This is a genomic window from Aeromonas sp. 600774, from assembly GCF_049175075.1.
GTDB lineage: Bacteria > Pseudomonadota > Gammaproteobacteria > Enterobacterales > Aeromonadaceae > Aeromonas > Aeromonas veronii_A.
In genome coordinates, this window is the sequence record NZ_JAAKUJ010000012.1 from 87237 (window position 1) to 104568 (window position 17332).

General features: G+C 58.5%; 19 protein-coding genes and 1 tRNA gene. 7 read left to right on the forward strand and 13 right to left on the reverse strand.

Going from position 1 to position 17332, the window contains the following annotated elements; genetic code table 11:
• Position 1: 1 nt before the first annotated feature.
• Positions 2–649, reverse strand: coding sequence for an AAA family ATPase (locus G5171_RS14265; protein ID WP_421250915.1), 648 nt, complete (start codon positions 647–649; stop codon positions 2–4).
• A 97-nt stretch (positions 650–746) separates the two neighbouring features.
• The gene (locus tag G5171_RS14270; protein WP_421250914.1) at positions 747–923 is read right to left on the reverse strand and encodes a hypothetical protein; all 177 of its coding nucleotides are present in this window, start codon (positions 921–923) and stop codon (positions 747–749) included.
• Between the two features lie 747 nt (positions 924–1670).
• Between G5171_RS14270 and arcA the strand changes: the two genes are divergently transcribed.
• From arcA to G5171_RS14290, 4 genes are all read left to right on the forward strand, one after another.
• Entirely contained in the window at positions 1671–2891 is a 1221-nt protein-coding gene (gene arcA, locus G5171_RS14275; RefSeq protein WP_139412110.1) for an arginine deiminase, read from the forward strand.
• 62 nt (positions 2892–2953) lie between these two features.
• Positions 2954–3880: a carbamate kinase gene (gene arcC, locus G5171_RS14280; protein ID WP_139428743.1), complete on the forward strand. Its 927-nt coding sequence runs from the start codon at positions 2954–2956 to the stop codon at positions 3878–3880.
• 79 nt (positions 3881–3959) lie between these two features.
• Positions 3960–4964: an ornithine carbamoyltransferase gene (argF, locus tag G5171_RS14285; RefSeq protein ID WP_005339721.1), complete on the forward strand. Its 1005-nt coding sequence runs from the start codon at positions 3960–3962 to the stop codon at positions 4962–4964.
• 123 nt (positions 4965–5087) lie between these two features.
• A complete protein-coding gene (locus tag G5171_RS14290; RefSeq protein ID WP_005339725.1) occupies positions 5088–6494 on the forward strand; it encodes a YfcC family protein in 1407 nt (468 codons plus the stop codon).
• A gap of 131 nt (positions 6495–6625) precedes the next feature.
• On the opposite strand, the gene G5171_RS14295 is transcribed toward G5171_RS14290, so the two are convergent.
• The 5 genes from G5171_RS14295 to G5171_RS14315 form a co-directional block, all read right to left on the reverse strand.
• Positions 6626–7117, reverse strand: a complete 492-nt coding sequence (locus tag G5171_RS14295) for an arginine repressor (RefSeq protein WP_005339728.1) — start codon at positions 7115–7117, stop codon at positions 6626–6628.
• A 200-nt stretch (positions 7118–7317) separates the two neighbouring features.
• The gene (pyrI, locus tag G5171_RS14300; RefSeq protein WP_005339730.1) at positions 7318–7782 is read right to left on the reverse strand and encodes an aspartate carbamoyltransferase regulatory subunit; all 465 of its coding nucleotides are present in this window, start codon (positions 7780–7782) and stop codon (positions 7318–7320) included.
• A gap of 15 nt (positions 7783–7797) precedes the next feature.
• Complete coding sequence (pyrB, locus tag G5171_RS14305) at positions 7798–8718, reverse strand: aspartate carbamoyltransferase (protein WP_005339735.1); 921 nt, start codon at positions 8716–8718, stop codon at positions 7798–7800.
• On the reverse strand, positions 8699–8893 hold the full coding sequence (locus tag G5171_RS14310) for a hypothetical protein (protein ID WP_013724188.1): 195 nt from the start codon (positions 8891–8893) through the stop codon (positions 8699–8701). The genes pyrB and G5171_RS14310 overlap by 20 nt, the downstream gene beginning before the upstream one ends.
• Before the next feature lie 99 nt (positions 8894–8992).
• On the reverse strand, positions 8993–9535 hold the full coding sequence (locus G5171_RS14315; RefSeq protein WP_421260345.1) for a hypothetical protein: 543 nt from the start codon (positions 9533–9535) through the stop codon (positions 8993–8995).
• Between the two features lie 201 nt (positions 9536–9736).
• Between G5171_RS14315 and G5171_RS14320 the strand changes: the two genes are divergently transcribed.
• A tRNA-Trp gene (locus tag G5171_RS14320) sits at positions 9737–9813 on the forward strand.
• 145 nt (positions 9814–9958) lie between these two features.
• On the opposite strand, the gene G5171_RS14325 is transcribed toward G5171_RS14320, so the two are convergent.
• The gene (locus tag G5171_RS14325; protein ID WP_338772965.1) at positions 9959–10831 is read right to left on the reverse strand and encodes a LysR family transcriptional regulator; all 873 of its coding nucleotides are present in this window, start codon (positions 10829–10831) and stop codon (positions 9959–9961) included.
• A 100-nt stretch (positions 10832–10931) separates the two neighbouring features.
• Here G5171_RS14325 and G5171_RS14330 point away from each other — a divergent pair, with 100 nt between their 5' ends.
• Both G5171_RS14330 and G5171_RS14335 read left to right on the forward strand, forming a co-directional pair.
• Complete coding sequence (locus tag G5171_RS14330) at positions 10932–11429, forward strand: lactoylglutathione lyase family protein (protein WP_338772963.1); 498 nt, start codon at positions 10932–10934, stop codon at positions 11427–11429.
• A 207-nt stretch (positions 11430–11636) separates the two neighbouring features.
• On the forward strand, positions 11637–13529 hold the full coding sequence (locus G5171_RS14335) for a methyl-accepting chemotaxis protein (protein ID WP_421260346.1): 1893 nt from the start codon (positions 11637–11639) through the stop codon (positions 13527–13529).
• Positions 13530–13598: 69 nt separating this feature from the next.
• Here the strand turns inward: G5171_RS14335 and G5171_RS14340 are convergent, their stop codons facing one another.
• The 5 genes from G5171_RS14340 to G5171_RS14360 form a co-directional block, all read right to left on the reverse strand.
• Positions 13599–14063 carry a gamma-glutamylcyclotransferase family protein gene (locus tag G5171_RS14340; protein ID WP_421260347.1) on the reverse strand — a complete coding sequence of 155 codons (465 nt, stop codon included), beginning with the start codon at positions 14061–14063 and terminating at the stop codon, positions 13599–13601.
• Positions 14060–14707 (reverse strand): pyroglutamyl-peptidase I, encoded by a 648-nt coding sequence (pcp, locus tag G5171_RS14345; protein ID WP_421250910.1) that lies wholly within the window; start codon positions 14705–14707, stop codon positions 14060–14062. The genes G5171_RS14340 and pcp overlap by 4 nt, the downstream gene beginning before the upstream one ends.
• Positions 14708–14721: 14 nt before the next feature.
• Entirely contained in the window at positions 14722–15645 is a 924-nt protein-coding gene (locus G5171_RS14350) for a DUF979 domain-containing protein (protein ID WP_421250909.1), read from the reverse strand.
• On the reverse strand, positions 15645–16340 hold the full coding sequence (locus G5171_RS14355) for a DUF969 domain-containing protein (protein ID WP_005341931.1): 696 nt from the start codon (positions 16338–16340) through the stop codon (positions 15645–15647). Before G5171_RS14355 ends, G5171_RS14350 begins: the two co-directional genes overlap by 1 nt.
• A 471-nt stretch (positions 16341–16811) precedes the next feature.
• Positions 16812–17324 carry a lipocalin family protein gene (locus tag G5171_RS14360; RefSeq protein WP_005356301.1) on the reverse strand — a complete coding sequence of 171 codons (513 nt, stop codon included), beginning with the start codon at positions 17322–17324 and terminating at the stop codon, positions 16812–16814.
• Positions 17325–17332 lie beyond the last annotated feature (8 nt).

Genomic DNA, 17332 nt, shown 5'->3' on the forward strand with positions numbered 1-17332 from the left:
CTCACACCCCCACTTGCAAGAACTCTTTGGCGATGGCCCGGATCTCTTCGGCAGATTTGCCATCCGGCTCGATCTCCATTACCGATAATCCCTTTTCCTCACTGTCGTCGTAGACGTTGCGGCCATAGGTGATGGAATTCAGTACATCGACTCCGAACGAGGCACATACCTCTTTGGCCTCTAGAATCCGCTTTACCTGATTGGGTAAAGATGGACATTGGGTCAACACAACGGCTGCATTGAGGGTCGGATTGACCATCTTGCAGGTGGTGATGAGATCTTCCATATGGGGCAGGGTCTTGAGGTCGCGCCGCTTGGGTCGCAAGGGGATCAGTGCGTGGGTGGCGACCGCCATGGTAGAGCGCAGCGCCCGGTTGTCTTGCCCGCCGCAATCGACGATAACGTAGTCATAGCGATTTTTCAGGCTGAGCAGATCGTTACGAATATTGCCATAGAGCTGAACGCAGTTGATTTGCGGCAGATCCGGGTTGTCATTGCGTTCCTGAATCCAGTCCGAGGTAGTGCGTTGCGGGTCGCAGTCGACCAGTAACACCTCTCCCTGAAATTGGGATCTGAGGTAGACCGCCAGATTTTGCGCCAGGCAGCTCTTGCCACTGCCACCCTTCTCCCCACCGACCAACAAGATCATGACGTTCCCCTATCCACGAGAAAACCGCTGATTTCAGTATAGGAGGGGGTTGGCTCATCACAAGGCGAGAGGAGTGATGCTCCTCTCGTTCTGCAGGTTAATAGTGAACACTGCCTCCATGCCAGCGGCAGACATAGTCGGGCACCAGCATCTGGGGGGCCTTGTCGACATGGCAGACCACCATGGGCATGGCAGGGGCTCCTTCAGCCTGACTGAATGTAGGGAGCGCAGAGAGCAGCAACGTCGCGAGCAACAGCATGGGTTTCATCTTCATAACAACTCCTTGGTAGTGCCATATGTGTGTGATCCGGATCACTTTCTGAGTTAAGTCGAGGTTGGCGCCAGCGCAAGGTGAAGTGAATAAATTCAATTAATGAAAAAAGTATCAAAAGGCGTTGTGATGACCGACGAGAATGGTTACCCACCTCGATGCGGACTTTGTGCATATTAAGTTGAACTGCACAAAGAGGTGATGACTTATGAGGCTCAGCCTGATGGGGTTGGCGTCAATGCCATGATCTGGGACAAGAAAAGATTTATGCAGTAAATCTGGGCGATATGAGTATTTATTTCCCCTATGTTCCTCTCGTCACGCCGATGTATTCAATACACAGGTAGTAATATTCAGATATTATTTTAGTTTTCACCCATCTTATTGCTTTTAAATGGTTTTTTGTTTTTCATTTTAATCTTCCCAGTGAGTCGGCATGAATAAAAGTTGAATCAACCTGAAATATATCAGGGTGGTTTTGCATGAAGATTCAGGGTTTGCTTGGAGGAAAATGCGTAAATTGCTACTGGAGTCATAGATTGAAAGGTGAATATATTCAGTTCCAAGTGAATGTGATCAATGTCTAAGTTTATTGCGATTGGCAGGTCTAACCTCGGCTTCGAAAGGCAAGGGCAGGATAGAACACAAGCCGATTACCCTACATAAAGAATATCCCGCCTTAGCCACGAGCATGAATAGAAGGAATCTATTCAATCACTCGCAGGGACCACTGCTAGACGGAATATAATCATGAGCAAATTTTATGTAGGTTCTGAAGTTGGCCAATTGCGCCGTGTCATGTTGCACCGCCCCAACCTCAGTCTGAAGCGTCTGACTCCTTCCAACTGCCAGGATCTGCTGTTCGATGACGTCCTGTCTGTTGAACGTGCCGGTCAGGAGCACGACAAATTCGCTCAGGTACTGCGCGATCAGAATGTCGAAGTTTTCCTGCTGACCAATCTGCTGGCCGAAACCCTGGATGTGCCGGAAGCCAAAACCTGGCTGCTGCAACATCAGGTCTCCGACTATCGCCTCGGCTCTTCTTTTGCCAACGATGTGCGCTGCTTCCTGGCTGACATGCCGCACCGCGAACTGGCCCGCATTCTCTCTGGCGGTCTGACTTACTCCGAGATGCCCTACAGCGGCGTCAACATGGTAGTAGGCATGCACGCACCGACCGATTTCATCATTGAGCCGCTGCCCAACCACCTCTTTACCCGTGATACCTCCTGCTGGGTTTATGGCGGCGTCTCCATCAACCCCATGGCCAAGCCAGCCCGTCGCCGCGAGACCAACCACGTGAAGGCTATCTATCGCTGGCACCCGATGTTTGCCGGTCAGGACTTCATCAAGTACTTCGGTGACGAGGATCGTGACTACGACAACTCCACCATCGAGGGTGGCGACGTACTGGTTATCGGCCGCGGCGCCGTGCTGATCGGCATGTCCGAGCGCACCACCCCGCAAGGTGTCGAGCATCTGGCTCGCAGCCTGTTCAAACATGGTCAGGCCAAACAGGTCATCGCCATGGAACTGCCGAAACACCGCAGCTGCATGCACCTGGATACCGTCATGACCCATATGGATATCGACACCTTCTCCGTCTATCCGGAAGTGATCCGCAAGGATGTGCAGTGCTGGAGCCTGACTCCGGGCGGCGCCACCGGCATGAACATCAAGGAAGAGGGTTACTTCGTCACTGCTATCGAGAAAGCACTGGGCGTGGATCAGCTGAAGATCATCACCACTGGCGGTGACAGCTTCGAAGCCGAACGCGAGCAGTGGAACGACGCCAATAACGTGCTGACCGTGCGTCCCGGCGTGGTGGTGGGCTACGAGCGCAATACCTACACCAATGAGAAGTATGACAAGGCCGGTATCACAGTTCTCTCCATCCCGGGTGATGAACTGGGCCGTGGCCGCGGCGGCGCCCGCTGCATGAGCTGCCCGATGGAACGCGACAGCATCTGATGAGACGGCGTGGCGCCGGCAGAGGCTGGCGCCACACAGAACCAAACTCGAGATTAACCACTATGAAAAAACCAACTGTCGTCGTCGCTCTGGGTGGCAATGCTCTGCTCCGTCGTGGTGAGCCACTGGAAGCGGATATCCAGCGCAAGAATATTGCAACTGCCGCCAAGACCATCGCACTGATCGCTCAGGAGTACAACGTGGTGCTGGTGCATGGCAACGGCCCGCAAGTCGGCCTGCTGGCCCTGCAAAACAGCGCCTACACCAAGGTATCCCCCTATCCGCTGGATGTGCTGGGTGCCGAGTCCCAAGGCATGATCGGCTACATGCTGATCCAGGAGCTGAAAAACCTGATGCCGAGCCGCAACGTCACCGCGCTGCTGACTCAGGTGCAGGTCGATCCCAAGGATCCGGCATTTGCCAACCCGACCAAATTTATCGGCCCCGTCTACGAAGAGGCTGAAGCCCGCACTCTGGCAGAAGAGAAGCACTGGGTGGTCAAGGCTGACGGCAAGTTCTTCCGCCGCGTAGTGCCATCCCCGCTGCCCCAGCGCATCGTTGAAGGCGACGCCATTGAAACCCTGATTGCCCAGGGCCACCTCATCATCTGTACCGGTGGTGGCGGTATCCCGGTGACCTGGGATGGCCAGAGCCTGACCGGTATCGAAGCGGTGATCGACAAAGACATGTCTGCCGCCTATCTGGCCAAGCAGATCAAGGCCGACGCCCTGCTGATCCTGACCGATGCCGATGCCGTCTATCTGGATTGGGGCAAACCGACCCAGCGTCCGCTGCGGATCACCAGCCCGGACGAGCTGGCCGGGGTCAAGTTCGACGCAGGTTCCATGGGACCGAAAGTCGAAGCCTCCTGTGAATTTGTCAAAGCGACCGGCGGCATGGTTGGCATCGGCTCGCTGGAAGATGGCCTCGCCATCCTCAAGGGTGAAGCCGGCACCAATATCGTCGCCACCCGCACCGTACATGCGTAATTACCGACAGCTGTACTGAGAATGCGTAGTCAACACTACTGCCCGAACTGGTCTGAAACATATATAGAGAGAACTCATCATGGCTTTTAATCTGCGTAACCGTAACTTCCTGAAACTGCTGGACTTCACCCCGCGCGAAATCCAATACATGATCGACCTGGCCATCGACCTGAAGAAAGCCAAATACGGTGGCTACGAGCGCAAGCATCTGGTCGGCAAGAACATCGCCCTGATTTTCGAGAAGACCTCCACCCGTACCCGTTGTGCATTTGAAGTGGCGGCCTTCGACCAGGGCGCGCAAGTCTCCTACCTTGGCCCGAGCGGTTCCCAAATTGGTCACAAGGAGTCCATGAAGGACACCGCCCGTGTACTGGGTCGTATGTATGACGGTATCGAATACCGCGGCTACGGTCAGGAGATCGTGGAAGAGCTGGGCGCCTACGCCGGTGTCCCAGTCTGGAACGGCCTGACCAACGAATTCCACCCGACCCAGATCCTGGCCGACTTCATGACCATGCTGGAGCACGGCAAGGGCAAGCGTCTGGATCAAATCAAGTTCGCCTACCTGGGTGATGCCCGCAACAACATGGGTAACTCCCTGATGGTCGGCGCCGCCAAAATGGGCATGGACATCCGTCTGGTCGCGCCGAAAGCTTTCTGGCCGGAAGAGGAGCTGGTTGCCAAGTGCCGCCTGATCGCCGAAGAGACCGGCGCACGCATCACCCTGACCGAAGATGTGAAAGAGGGCGTGCTGGGTGCGGACTTCCTCTACACCGACGTCTGGGTATCCATGGGTGAAGCGAAAGAAGCCTGGGATCAGCGCGTCAAACTGATGACCCCGTATCAGGTCAACATGGATGTCATCAACGCCACCAAAAACCCGGATGTGAAGTTCATGCACTGCCTGCCGGCGTTCCACAACGACGAGACCACCATGGGCAAGGAAGTGGCTGACAAATATGGCATGAAAGGCCTGGAAGTAACCGAGGACGTGTTCGAATCCGAGCACAGCATCGTGTTCGACGAGGCCGAAAACCGGATGCACACCATCAAGGCAGTGATGGTTGCTACGCTGGGCGACTAAGGTCGCAGTAGTGGTGCCGGGGGGCGACCCCCGGCTTTTCGACCATGTGACAGCGGCATAATACCTCTAACCCTACAACCCGCAGCCTGCATGGATACCACACCCACAGAAGGAAGCTGGACCATGACCAAATTCAAGTTCCCGTCAGCCTACACGATACTGTTTGTGCTGATCGCCCTGGTGGCCGCCCTGAGCTGGATAGTGCCGGCCGGCAAATATGAGATGACCATGAACGAAGCCCTCGGCAAAGAAGTGCCGGTGGCGGGTACCTACAAACTGGTGGAGGGGAATCCCCAGGGGATCGTCGATGTGCTGCTGGCACCTATCGATGGCCTCTATAACCACGACACCTATGAGGCAGGCGCCATCGACGTCTCCCTCTTTATCCTGATCATCGGTGGTTTTCTTGGCATTGTGACCAAGACAGGTGCCATCGATGCCGGTATCGAGCGCGTCACCGATCGTCTGCGCGGCCGGGAAGAGTGGATGATCCCGATCCTGATGGCGCTGTTCGCCGCAGGCGGCACCATCTACGGCATGGCCGAAGAGTCGCTGCCGTTCTACACCCTGCTGGTGCCGGTGATGATGGCCGCCCGCTTCGACCCTGTGGTGGCTGCAGCAACCGTGCTGCTGGGGGCCGGTATCGGTACTCTGGGTTCCACCATCAACCCGTTTGCGACCGTGATTGCGGCCAACGCGGCCGGTATCTCCTTCACCGACGGTATCTGGCTGCGCGTCGCCATGCTGGTCGCCGGCTGGCTGCTCTGCGTTGCCTACGTCATGCGTTACGCCAAGATGGTGCGCAGCGATCCGAGCAAATCGCTGGTGGCTGACAAGTGGGAAGAGAACCGTGCCCACTTCCTTGGCAACAAGAGCGACCAGATGCTGGAGTTCACCCTGACCCGTAAAATCGTGCTGGGTATCTTCGTCGCCGCCTTTGCCGTGATGATCTACGGTGTGGCCGTGTTGGGCTGGTGGATGGCGCAGATCTCCGGCGTGTTCCTGGCTGCCGCCATCATCGTTGGTCTTATCTCCCGCATGAGCGAGGAGGAGCTGACCTCCAACTTTATCGACGGTGCCCGTGACCTGCTGGGGGTGGCGCTGATCATCGGTATCGCCCGCGGTATCGTGGTGGTGATGGATAACGGCATGATCACTCACACCATTTTGCACAGTGCAGAAGGGATCGTGACCGGCCTCTCCACCATCGTCTTTATCAACGTGATGTTCGTGCTGGAAGTGGTGCTCTCCTTCCTGGTGCCGTCCTCCTCCGGTCTGGCCGTACTGACCATGCCGATCATGGCGCCGCTGGCCGACTTCGCCAACGTGGGCCGCGATCTGGTGGTGACTGCTTACCAGTCAGCCTCCGGTCTGGTGAATCTGGTGACCCCGACCTCAGCCGTGGTCATGGGCGGCCTGGCCATCGCCAAGGTGCCTTATGTGCGCTGGCTGAAGTGGGTGGCTCCGCTGCTCGGTATCCTGACCGTGCTGATCGTGGTCTGCCTGAGCCTGGGGGCCGTGCTCTCCTGAGAGTGACAAGCAAGATGAAACGGGAGCCTGCGGGCTCCCGTTTTTTATGGGCGCAAGAAGTGATGGACACAAAGTAGCAGGCAACAAAAAGGCGACCCGCGGGTCGCCTCGATATATTTAGGGGAAATGGCTTAGCGGGCCTGCGCCAGCGTGCGCACCACGGCGGCATGGGCCTGACGGGTACGGCTGATATGGCGCGGCGCGACCAGCACCACGTCATTGCCTGCGACGGCGCCCATGATCTCGGGATTGGCGTTGCGATCCAGCAGGCGAGCCACCACGGTGGCGGCCCCCGGAGTGGTGTGGATCAGCACCATCTGCTGGTTGTGCACCACTTCGCGCACCATGTCGTGGATCGAGCGGGTACTGCCGGCAGGTTCCAGCTGCTCGTCGACCAGGGTGTAGACCTTCTTGCCGTTGGCATTCTGGGCCTTGGCAACGCCGAGGCGGCGCAGCAGGCGGGAGATGGTGGACTGGCTGATGTCGGCAAAGCCGCGCTCCGACAGCTCGCGGCGGATCTCTTCCTGGGTGCTGTAGCAGTGCTGACCGATGATCTGGCGACAGGCATCCAGCTGGGCCAGATCGGGCTCTTGGGCAACGGGACGACTGAGGGTTTTGACCACGGCGAATTCCTTTGATGATGACCGGAGGTAAACGCGCGATATCTGCCATAGCAGTCAGTTATCAGGTAAAAACACTGATAATCAACCTATATGCAGGGAATGAGCGGGCATTACCATCTTGCGATGGCAAATTATAGCTGACTGGAAATTCGGTGATGTGACAGGGTTCAAAAATGGGCCCCGTGGGGCCCAATCAGATATCAGTAACGCTCGCTGACGATGTCCTGAGTGAAGGACTTCTCGCAATATTTGCACTTCATCCGTACCACGCCTTTCACTTCGCGCACCCGGAAGTAGCTGTCTACCGGCTCGTTGTGGGAGATGCAGTTGGAGTTGGGGCAGTGGAACACGCCGGCGATGAACTCCGGCAGCTCCAGCTGGTGCTTCTTCACCACATTGAAGTCTTCGATGATGTTGACGGTCGCTTTCGGGGCGAACAGAGCCAGCTGGTTGGCCTGTTGCTCGGTCAGGCGGGTGTTCTCAATCTTGATGAGATCCTTCTTGCCCAGCGCGCCGGATTTCAGGTTGAAGCCGACGGTGATCCGCTCCTGGGTTTCAACCAGCTGGAACAGCTTGAGGATCTTGATGCCCTGGCCAGCGGGGATGTGATCGATGACGGAGCCGTGACGGATGGCTTCGACTTGCAGTTGGTTCTTGTCAGACATGATATTCCCCTAAGCTCAGACAGTTTCGTTCAGTACCAGTGCCAGCAGCGCCTGGCGTGCATAGACCCCGTTCTCCGCCTGCTGGAAGTAGCAAGCGTGGGGAGTCTTGTCGACCGCCACATCGATCTCGTCGACGCGGGGCAGGGGATGCAGGATCTTCATGGTGGGCTTGGCCCCTTCCAGGGTCGCCAGCTCCAGAATGAACTTGGCGGCCATGTGCTTGTATTCGGTCTCGTCGAAGCGCTCTTTCTGGACGCGGGTCATGTAGAGGATGTCCAGCTCCGGCATCACCTCTTCCATGGTCTGGTGGACGCTGAACTGGATACCCTTCTCTTCCAGCTCTTCGCAGATGTAGTCAGGCATCGCCAGCGCTTCCGGGGAGATGAAGAAGAAGCGGCAGTTGAACAGGCTGAGGGCCTGGGCCAGCGAGTGCACGGTACGGCCATATTTCAGGTCACCGACGAAGGCGACGTTGAGGTTGTCCAGACGACCCTGGGTCTCATGGATGGTGAACAGGTCGAGCAGGGTCTGGCTCGGATGCTGGTTGGAGCCGTCGCCGCCGTTGATGACCGGCACGCGGGAGAACTCGGAGGCCAGACGGGCCGCGCCCTCTTTCGGGTGGCGCATCACCACCGCATCCGAGTAGGAGCCGATGATCTTGATGGAGTCAGCCAGCGTCTCGCCCTTCTTGGCGCTGGTGTTGCCACCGTCGGCGAAGCCGATGATGTTGCCGCCAAGGCGCTGTACCGCGGTCTCGAACGAGAGGCGGGTGCGGGTGGAGGCTTCGAAGAAGCAGCTGGCAACCAGCTTGTCTTTCAACAGGCTGGTGTCAGGTTCAGCCTTCAACCGTTGTGCGGTTGAGACTACCAGTTCCATTTCTGACCGGGTCAGGTCCGAAATGGAGATGACATGTTTCTTATAGAGTGGATTGGTCATCGTCTGCATTCCCTTTGACATCATTGGAGGTTTTTCGGGCACAAAAAAAAGCCCCTGAAACAGGGGCTTTTTTTAAAAATAACTGGGGATCGTTGGGGTGGGAACCGGAAACAACGGGGCCGCTCTGGTGCGCACCACCCGTCTGCAAGGCTGTTTTCTGAATCAAAAACTGCATCGTTTCGTCCCGACCTTTTTCAAAACCGGACAGATTATAGGGCCGCTTTTTTAATTGTCAAAATTTTATTTCCGATGCCAATTTCAGCATGAAAAACGTTTAAGTGGTGGGAATGTGACGACAAATCCACACCTTGTGCGTCTCTTGCAGCGATTCCCCATCGCGGGCCATGGCGCGCAAATAACCGAGTCTGTGGTGTCCTTCCAGCAGGCAGTAGGGTTGCGGCAGCAGTTGCCCGTTCGGGTAGCTGGCTCCCTCCTCCGGCGCCAGTACGATGACCGGTTCGGGCCAGGTGCCTTCGCTCAGCATCTTCTCGCCGAGCCAGGAGCGGCGGACATAGCGGTTGCTGCGCAGCATCTCCCCCCAGCGCTCGATCACCTCCATATGGCGGGAGTCCACCTGCTCTACCAGTTGCGCGGTGGGCCAGCTTTCACAGGTGAATTGATGGCTGGCGAGATCGATAAAGCTCCAGTTGGACTCAAAACCGCGCCAATGGCGGTAAATCCACTGGGAGAGCACATTTTCAGGAATAAAGGGCACCAGCGGCGCGACCCGTTCAAGATAGGCGGGCAGGGGCTCTGTTTTGCGTTCATCCCTGAAGTTGAGGGGCGCCAGTTGTTGGAGCAGTCGGTAATTGAGCATAAGTGGCCTCCCGGTACCTGATTTCACCCTACCCCCATTTATGTCCCATTCCTACCCCGGCAGGGCTGCAAATACAGCAAGTTATCCCGCTTCGCTGCACAAACAACCGCGACTTGTTCGGGATTTGTGCAATCGCATCGAAAGCGTAAAAAAAGCCTTTACCTTTGATCTCCACTTTGTATACTACGCCTCGTTTGTTGCAGGGGCGTAGTTCCAATTGGTAGAACAGCGGTCTCCAAAACCGATGGTTGCGGGTTCGAGTCCTGCCGCCCCTGCCATTTTCAGAAAGGCCAGCTCATTGAGCTGGCCTTTCGCATTTCCGGCGTTCGCCAATTTATCCATCTTTCCTTCCTCTTCTCCTTCTTGCAGTTAGCCGTCCGGTGACTGTGGCCACATTGATCTCGATGTCTGCCGCAAGAGCGTTCAGTGTGCAGCAACCCGCTGTTTCAGCACGGTGACCAGCCGCTGGTGGCGGGCGGGGAGCGGCCACTCGGCGCGGTAGATCAGCCAGAGCGTGTCGATCACTTCAATGCTGCTCTGGATCACCCGGATCTTCTCCTGCTGGGCAAAGGCGGTGACGGCGAAGCGGGGCAGTACGGTAAAGCCAAGGCCGCGGGCGACCGGCTCCAGGATCAGGCCGATCTGGTTGGTAAAGCCGCGCAGGGGGATCTCGTCAACGCGCTGGCCGGGGTAGCGTCGTCCCAACAGGCGTTGTGCCATGCTGCGGCCATCCGGGTGGTCGATAAAGCCAAGCTGACAGAGGTGCTGCCAGCTCTGCTCCTCGCCGTCGTTGGGTACCACCAGACAGAGGGGTTCGCGGGCGAAGGGCTCGGTGGCGATGCTGGGGTGCTCCGGCGGTTGATCCACCAGTCCCAGATCGCTGCGCCCCGCCAGTACCGCCTGCACTATGTCGGGGGTGGGGGCAAAGCGGTGCTGGATGGTGAGTCCGGGGTGCTCCTGTTGCTGGTCGAGCAGCAGGGGATAGAGCAGCAGGCCGATGCTGCCGGGGGTGGACAGGGTGATGGCGCCGTGGTGAGGGTCGTCGTCAGAGAGGCGCGCTCGCAGCTGTTCGGCTGCCTGCGCCTGCTGGCGGGCGAAGTCGAGCAGCACCAGCCCGCGCGGAGTGAGCTCCAGCTGACGAGGCTTGCGCAGCAGCAGGGAGCCAAATTCGGCCTCGAGACGCGAGATATGCTGACTGACGGCGGCCTGGGTGAGATCCAGCCGCTCGGCGGCGCGGGTAAAACTGCCGGTTTCATGCACCACCACCAGAGTGTGGAGCCAGAGTGGATTAACCATAAATTTAATTTATGCCTTCCATTAGTTTGACCTTATTTTTCATTATGTCGCCCCTTCCTATCATGTCACCTGTTTCCCACACACAATTTCAAGGTGACGTATGACTTATCCACGCAACTTCTCCCACATCGGTATCACGGTGACTGACCTCGACAAAGCGGTCGAGTTCTATACCAAGGTGATGGGCTGGTATCTCATCATGCCGGCGACCACCATCACCGAGGATGACTCCGCCATCGGCGTGATGTGCAATGACGTGTTCGGCCCGGGCTGGGGTTCTTTCCGCATTGCCCACCTCTCTACCGGCGACAAGATCGGCATCGAGCTGTTCGAGTTCCCCAACAGCGAGCAGCGCGAAAACAACTTCGAATTCTGGAAGACCGGAGTGTTCCACTTCAGCGTGCAGGATCCGGATGTCGAGGGGCTGGCGGCGCGCATCGTCGCGGCGGGCGGCAAGCAGCGGATGCCGGTGCGCGAGTACTACCCGGGCGAGAAACCCTACCGCATGGTCTACATGGAAGATCCCTTCGGCAATATCGTCGAGATCTACAGCCACAGCTATGAGCTGACCTACTCCGCCGGTGCATATCAGGAGTAAGTGACAGGCCGCCTTAGGGCGGCCTGCTGCTTTGTTGTTACAAGAGTCAATAGCATGGAATAGCGATCTGCTTCACACGAATAGCGCGTTCTGTTGTTGATAGATGGGAAAATATACAGATTCACTAAAGTCTGTTCATATTGCGGCCGATAGCCTTTGATACATCAGGGTTTTCCCTGCCTGACACAACAACAAGGATTCGTCGTCATGACCCTCTCTCTGCGCGGCAAGCTGCTGGCCACCAGTCTTGGCGTAGTGCTGCTGATGGCATCACTGCTCGGCATCGTTGCCTTTCACACCCTAAAATCCCGCACCATGAGCGCCATCCAGAGCGAGGCGGTCAACTATGGCCACGCCTACTCGGTCGCCATCGGCGACTGGATGACGGATCGCAAGAACACCGTCCATGCGCTGGTCAACCTGATCAGCGATAACCCCCAAGCCGAGCTGGTGCCGCACCTGAAGCAGGCCTACACCTCCGGTGGGTTCGGGCTCACCTATTTTGGCTCCGCGCAGGGGGTGATGACCCGGCAGGATCCCTCCCTCAACACCGGCAACTATGACCCACGCGAGCGCCCCTGGTATCAGGATGCGGTGAAGGCGGGGCAGCTCATCGTCACAGCCCCCTATGTCAGCGTCACCATGCAGAAGCTGGTGGTCACCCTCTCCGAGCCGGTGCGCCATCAGGGCGAGCTGGTCGGTGCCGTGGGCGCCAACCTGGCGCTCGATAAGCTTATCGACGAAGTGCTGGCGATGAAGGTGCAGGGTGAGGGCTACGCCATGCTGCTCGACAGCAGTGGCCTCATCGTCGGCCATCCGCAGAAGGATCTGGCACTCAAGCCCATCGCCGAGCTGGCGCCGGGACTCTCTGCCGCCACCTTCCAGCAGTGGGGACGTGAAAACAGCGAGCTGCACGCCGCCATCCTCGACGGGCGGGATGTGCTGCTGGCGGTACAACCGGTGCCGGGCACCGACTGGCTGCTGGCCATGGTGATGTATCGCGATGTGCTGGAGGCGCCGCTCAGCAGCCTGCTGTGGGAGCTGGTGGGGCTGACTCTGGTGCTGATGCTGGTATTCAGCGCTCTGCTCACCGCCACCTTCAAATACCTGTTCGCCGATCTCGGTCGGGTCGCGCACGCCCTGCACGACATTGCCCACGGCGAGGGGGATCTCACCGTTCACATCAACACTCACAGCAAGGATGAGGTGGGTCAGCTGGCCCAGAACTTCAACCAGTTCGTGGCGCGGCTGCACGGTATCGTCAGCCGGTTGCGGGATGTTACCGTCGAGCTGGCGGCCCAGTCCCGTGCCCAGGCGGCCGGGGCGCAGGCCCGCAGTCAGCGGGTGCGCCAGCAGCAGGACGAGATCGTGATGGTGGCGACCGCGGTGACCGAAATGGCCTCCGCCACCCAGGAGATCGCCGGTAACGCCGAGTTTGCCGCCACTACCGCCACCGATGCGGTTGCACTGGCGGTCGCCGGCCAATCCCAGGTTGGCCAGAGTCAGCGCAGCATTACCGGTCTGGCGGACGAAGTGGCCGATGCCAGCCAGATCATCAATGAGCTGGACAGCCATGCCCAGAAGATCAGCGGCATTCTGGCGACCATCAGCGGCATCGCCGAGCAGACCAACCTGCTGGCGCTCAACGCCGCCATCGAGGCGGCCCGGGCCGGTGAGCAGGGCCGCGGTTTCGCGGTAGTTGCGGACGAGGTGAGGGTGCTGTCGCGCCGTACCCACGACTCCACCGACGAGATCCAGCAGATGATCGAGACCCTGCAGCAGACTACCCGTCGCGCCGTGGGCGGCATGGAGACCAGCCGTCAGCTGGCGGGTACCAGCGTCGAGGATGCCGAAGCGGCCAACCAGAGCCTTGCCCGGATCAACGAGGCGATCGGCTCTATCAGCGACATGGCGACCCAGATTGCGGCGGCGGCCGAAGAGCAGACCTCGGTGACCAGCGAGATCAGCCGCAATACCGAGAATATCCGCCACGTTTCGCAAGAGCTGGCCGAGCAGGCCAATCAGGAGGCGGCGCAGGCGGCCGAGCTGAAGGCGCTGACCGAGCGGCTGGAGCAGGAGATCGGCCGTTTCCGGCTCTGATCCTCAGGCCATCTTCCATGAAAAAGGGCAGCCCGCGGGCTGCCCTTTGTTATTTATTGTCGCTGACAGTCAGGCGACGCTCTCCAGCTGCGCCAGATGGAAGGCACGCCAGTTGCCGTCGGGCAGATAGTGCTTGCCCTGCTGCCATTTGGGATCGTGCTGCACCACGTAGCGGTAGTGGTAGGCCTGCCGCTGGCCGACATAACGCCCTTGCGCCGGGTCGAAGATCTCCACCTCGATGAGCTGGCGCAGATATTCGCTCTGGGGATCATCTTCACCGTGGAAGTTCTCCATCTCGTCGAGGGCCGCGATGGCGGCAGGGAATTCGTCCAACACAAACAGCTCACCATAAACCCAGTCATCCCCCTGCAGCAGGGCGGGGTAGCCCTTGTGCTGCAGATGATAGAGGGCGCCGCGCACCCGGGCGCGCCGCGGCGCTTGGCTCACGTGGTGAGCCAGATAGCGGCGGTAGTTGAACAGCCCGTCCATCAGGCTGCCGTAGACGAACAGCGGGCGTGGCTGGCAAAGGCTCATGAGATCTCGCCACCCACGACCTTGATATCGCCATCCTGCTGCAGCACCACCGCCTCGATGGCCAGCGCCAGAGCGCGGGTAATGTCGCTCATGGCGAGGCAGGGCTGGTTCACCTTGTCCGCTACCTGCTCGGTGATGTAGGGAACGTGGATAAATCCGCCGCGCACCGCCGGGAACTCTTTTTCAATCAGGTAGTGCAGCTGGTACATGATGTGGTTGCAGACGAAGGTGCCGGCGGTGTTGGAGACCGCCGCCGGAATGCCGTTCTCCTTGATGCGCTGCACCATCCCCTTGAGGGGCAGACGGGAGAAGTAGGCCGGAGCACCATCGGCCTGAATCACTTCGTCGATGGGTTGCTGCTGCTCGTTGTCGGGGATGCGGGCATCGTCGATGTTGATGGCGACCCGCTCCGGGGTAATGGCGAAGCGGCCGCCCGCCTGACCGACGTTGATCACCACGTTGGGCTGGTACTGGCGCATCAGCTCTGCCAGCAGGGTGGCTGACTTGCCAAAGACGGTGGGGATCTGCGCCTTGATCACTGTGGCGTCCAGAATGGTTTCCGGCAGGCGTTTGACCGCCTCCCATGCCGGGTTGATGGGCTCGCCGCCGAAGGGGTCAAAACCGGTAATCAGTACTTTCATCATCTTCTCCCGAATGGTCAGAATGCCCAGAAATACATGAGGGCGATATGGATCAGCACCAGCGTCAGCGCCATCGGCACCTGCACCTTGATCACCTTGTTGAGATCCTTCATCTCCAGCAGGGCGGCGGGCAGGGCGTTGAAGTTGGCTGCCATGGGGGTCATCAGGGTGCCGCAGAAGCCGGCGGTCATCGCCAGCGCACCGGCTAACACCGGGTCACCGCCTTGGGCGATGACGAAGGGGATGCCGATGCCGGCGGTGATGACGGTGAAGGCGGCATAGGCGTTGCCCATGATCATGGTGAAGACCATCATGCCGAGGCAGTAGGCCACCACCCCGACGAAGGGGCTGCCGACCGGCACTACGGTTGAGATCCCGTGGGAGATGACATCGCCGACGCCGGATGTGTTGAAGATCACCCCGAGCGCAGCCAGCAGTTGCGGCAGAATGCCGGTGATGCCGACCTGCTGGATCATCCGGTCGGAGTCACCCACTACGGTGGAGGGGGTGGCCCGGGTCAGCAGTACCGTGATGACGAAGGCGATGACCGCCGCCAGACCGATACCGACCTGACCGCCAAGGGGGGTGAACTGGGCGATCACCACCGCCAGCACGGCCAGCAGGATGCAGGGGAGGAAGATCCGGTTGCCGATGCGGTTGGCGTGGCGCTGGGACTCCTCCTCGCTCGCCTGCTCCAGCTTGCCGATCTTCACCTGCTTGAGCAGGGTGATGGCCCCCATGGCGAGGATCAGCACGCCATTGATGACATTGGGGATATAGCTGCCGAAGGCGAACAGCACACCCAGGATGGTCCAGAACAGGGCGGTGCCGATCTTGGCCGGGTGGCTGGGGTCACGCAGGACGCGCCAGGCGCTGCTGAACAGGATGACGCCGATCAGCACATAAAAGAATTCGAGCATGTTGGGGATGAGGGTCGCCATTATTGTTGCCCCTCCTTGTCGCTGCTCACGGTATATGTCTTGGCCATCTGACGGTCAAACCACATATTGGAAATAGCCACCATCAGCAGGGCAATAATGGCTATTGGCATGGATGCCTTGGCAATATCGACGGCAGAGACGCTATATCCAAGAGATTCAAATGTACCGACGATCAGCAATACCCCGGCTGAGGCGACGAAGGTATTCTGGGCAAAGAAGTTGCCGTAGTTTTCGGTGGCGGAAACCCGCGCCTTGATATATTCCTCATCCTCTTCGCTTAATTTGCCGTGCACCTTGGTAGCAGCAGCCTGAGTCATAGGGTTGACCAGCGGACGAATAAACTGGGTGTGACCCTGAACCCGCACCGAGAAGAGGCCGGCCAGTTCGCGGATAAACATATAGAGGGTCATGAACTTGCCCGGGGTGAGTTTCTTGATCCGCTCGATCAGGGTGACTGCCTGCTGTTTCAGACCGTAGCGTTCACAGATGCCGATCATCGGCAGGGTCAGCAGAAACAGCGTCACCATGCGGTTGGAGACGAAGGCTTCACCCAGCAGGGAGAGGCAATCGGTCATGGATAGGCCGGAGACCAGCGCCGTGGTGACGGCGGCCACCAGTACGACGGCCAGAGTGTCGAGTTTGAAATAAAATCCCAATAAAATAATAAGAATTCCGCTTAATTTAATAAATTCCAATTAATCACCTCGTTAAAGTGAATATTTATATGCATTTTGGGGTGGCCGAGCTGTTTATCATCTGGTTACTGCGATGGCAACAAAAAATCCCCAAAAAGGGATTCGATTGGTTTCTTGTTGGGGCTTTTTGTCGGTTTATCGTTCGTTGGTAAATGGTGAGTCCTGCACCGTCCAGGCTATTTTGTTGCCCCCTAATCATTCATTCAGATTATTTTGGGGAGCCTGGCGACAATAAATATTGGGCTGACAATATGATCGCTATTCTCTTCCATTGATGGGTGATGGGTGATGGGTGATGGGTGATGGGTGATGGGTGATGGGTGATGGGTGATGGGGATTGTTGCGCAATGTCTATCTGGCAACCGTCAGCGAATGGCTGGGTATGGCGGTGGTTGTGCGGAGCAGGGTTGAGGAACTCGAGAGGGAAAGGCGGAGAGAACCGGTGGCGATGGCATCGCCACCGGTGCTGTCTCAGGGGGTCTGCTTGACCCAAATCAGCTGGTCGGTGGCAAAGCCCAGCGACTTCGCCTTGGCGACCAGCGCATCCACCTTCGCCTTGGGCGGGTTGGGTGAGCGGGAGAGGATCCAGAGGTAGTCGTGGTTGTAGCTGGTCACCAGCGAGAGCTGATAATCGGGGTCGAGGTCGATGACGTTGTAGCCGCCGTAGAAGGGGCCGAAGAAGCTCACCTTGAGCCGCGCCTCGTCCGGGTTGCCGACGAAGTAGGCCTTGCCCTCGGCTTCGCGCCAGCTGCCATCGCTCTGCTTGCCGCGGTTGAGCACCTTGACGCCGCCATCGTCCCGCAGGCTGTAGGTGGCGCTCACCTGCTCCAGCCCCCGTTCGAAGCTGTGGTCGAGGCGGGCGATTTCGTACCAGGTGCCAAGATAACGGTCGAGCTGGAAGCCGGTAACGGGGCGAATGCCGTCGGCAATCCCGGTACAGGCCGTCAGCAGCAAAGCGGTGAACAGGCAAAGCAGTGAACGCATAAGTAATC

Bases quoted from the DNA above. Each gene is read 5' to 3' on its own strand.
- G5171_RS14315 (WP_421260345.1), bottom strand. From the start codon at position 9,535: ATGCTCAATTACCGACTGCTCCAACAACTGGCGCCCCTCAACTTCAGG.
- arcA (WP_139412110.1), top strand. From the start codon at position 1,671: ATGAGCAAATTTTATGTAGGTTCTGAAGTTGGCCAATTGCGCCGTGTC.
- argF (WP_005339721.1), top strand. From the start codon at position 3,960: ATGGCTTTTAATCTGCGTAACCGTAACTTCCTGAAACTGCTGGACTTC.
- pyrI (WP_005339730.1), bottom strand. From the start codon at position 7,782: ATGTCTGACAAGAACCAACTGCAAGTCGAAGCCATCCGTCACGGCTCC.
- G5171_RS14335 (WP_421260346.1), top strand. From the start codon at position 11,637: ATGACCCTCTCTCTGCGCGGCAAGCTGCTGGCCACCAGTCTTGGCGTA.
- G5171_RS14325 (WP_338772965.1), bottom strand. From the start codon at position 10,831: ATGGTTAATCCACTCTGGCTCCACACTCTGGTGGTGGTGCATGAAACC.
- G5171_RS14360 (WP_005356301.1), bottom strand. From the start codon at position 17,324: ATGCGTTCACTGCTTTGCCTGTTCACCGCTTTGCTGCTGACGGCCTGT.
- G5171_RS14330 (WP_338772963.1), top strand. From the start codon at position 10,932: ATGACTTATCCACGCAACTTCTCCCACATCGGTATCACGGTGACTGAC.
- arcC (WP_139428743.1), top strand. From the start codon at position 2,954: ATGAAAAAACCAACTGTCGTCGTCGCTCTGGGTGGCAATGCTCTGCTC.
- G5171_RS14270 (WP_421250914.1), bottom strand. From the start codon at position 923: ATGAAGATGAAACCCATGCTGTTGCTCGCGACGTTGCTGCTCTCTGCG.
- G5171_RS14340 (WP_421260347.1), bottom strand. From the start codon at position 14,063: ATGAGCCTTTGCCAGCCACGCCCGCTGTTCGTCTACGGCAGCCTGATG.
- G5171_RS14290 (WP_005339725.1), top strand. From the start codon at position 5,088: ATGACCAAATTCAAGTTCCCGTCAGCCTACACGATACTGTTTGTGCTG.
- G5171_RS14265 (WP_421250915.1), bottom strand. From the start codon at position 649: ATGATCTTGTTGGTCGGTGGGGAGAAGGGTGGCAGTGGCAAGAGCTGC.
- G5171_RS14350 (WP_421250909.1), bottom strand. From the start codon at position 15,645: ATGGCGACCCTCATCCCCAACATGCTCGAATTCTTTTATGTGCTGATC.
- G5171_RS14310 (WP_013724188.1), bottom strand. From the start codon at position 8,893: ATGCAGTTTTTGATTCAGAAAACAGCCTTGCAGACGGGTGGTGCGCAC.
- pcp (WP_421250910.1), bottom strand. From the start codon at position 14,707: ATGATGAAAGTACTGATTACCGGTTTTGACCCCTTCGGCGGCGAGCCC.
- pyrB (WP_005339735.1), bottom strand. From the start codon at position 8,718: ATGACCAATCCACTCTATAAGAAACATGTCATCTCCATTTCGGACCTG.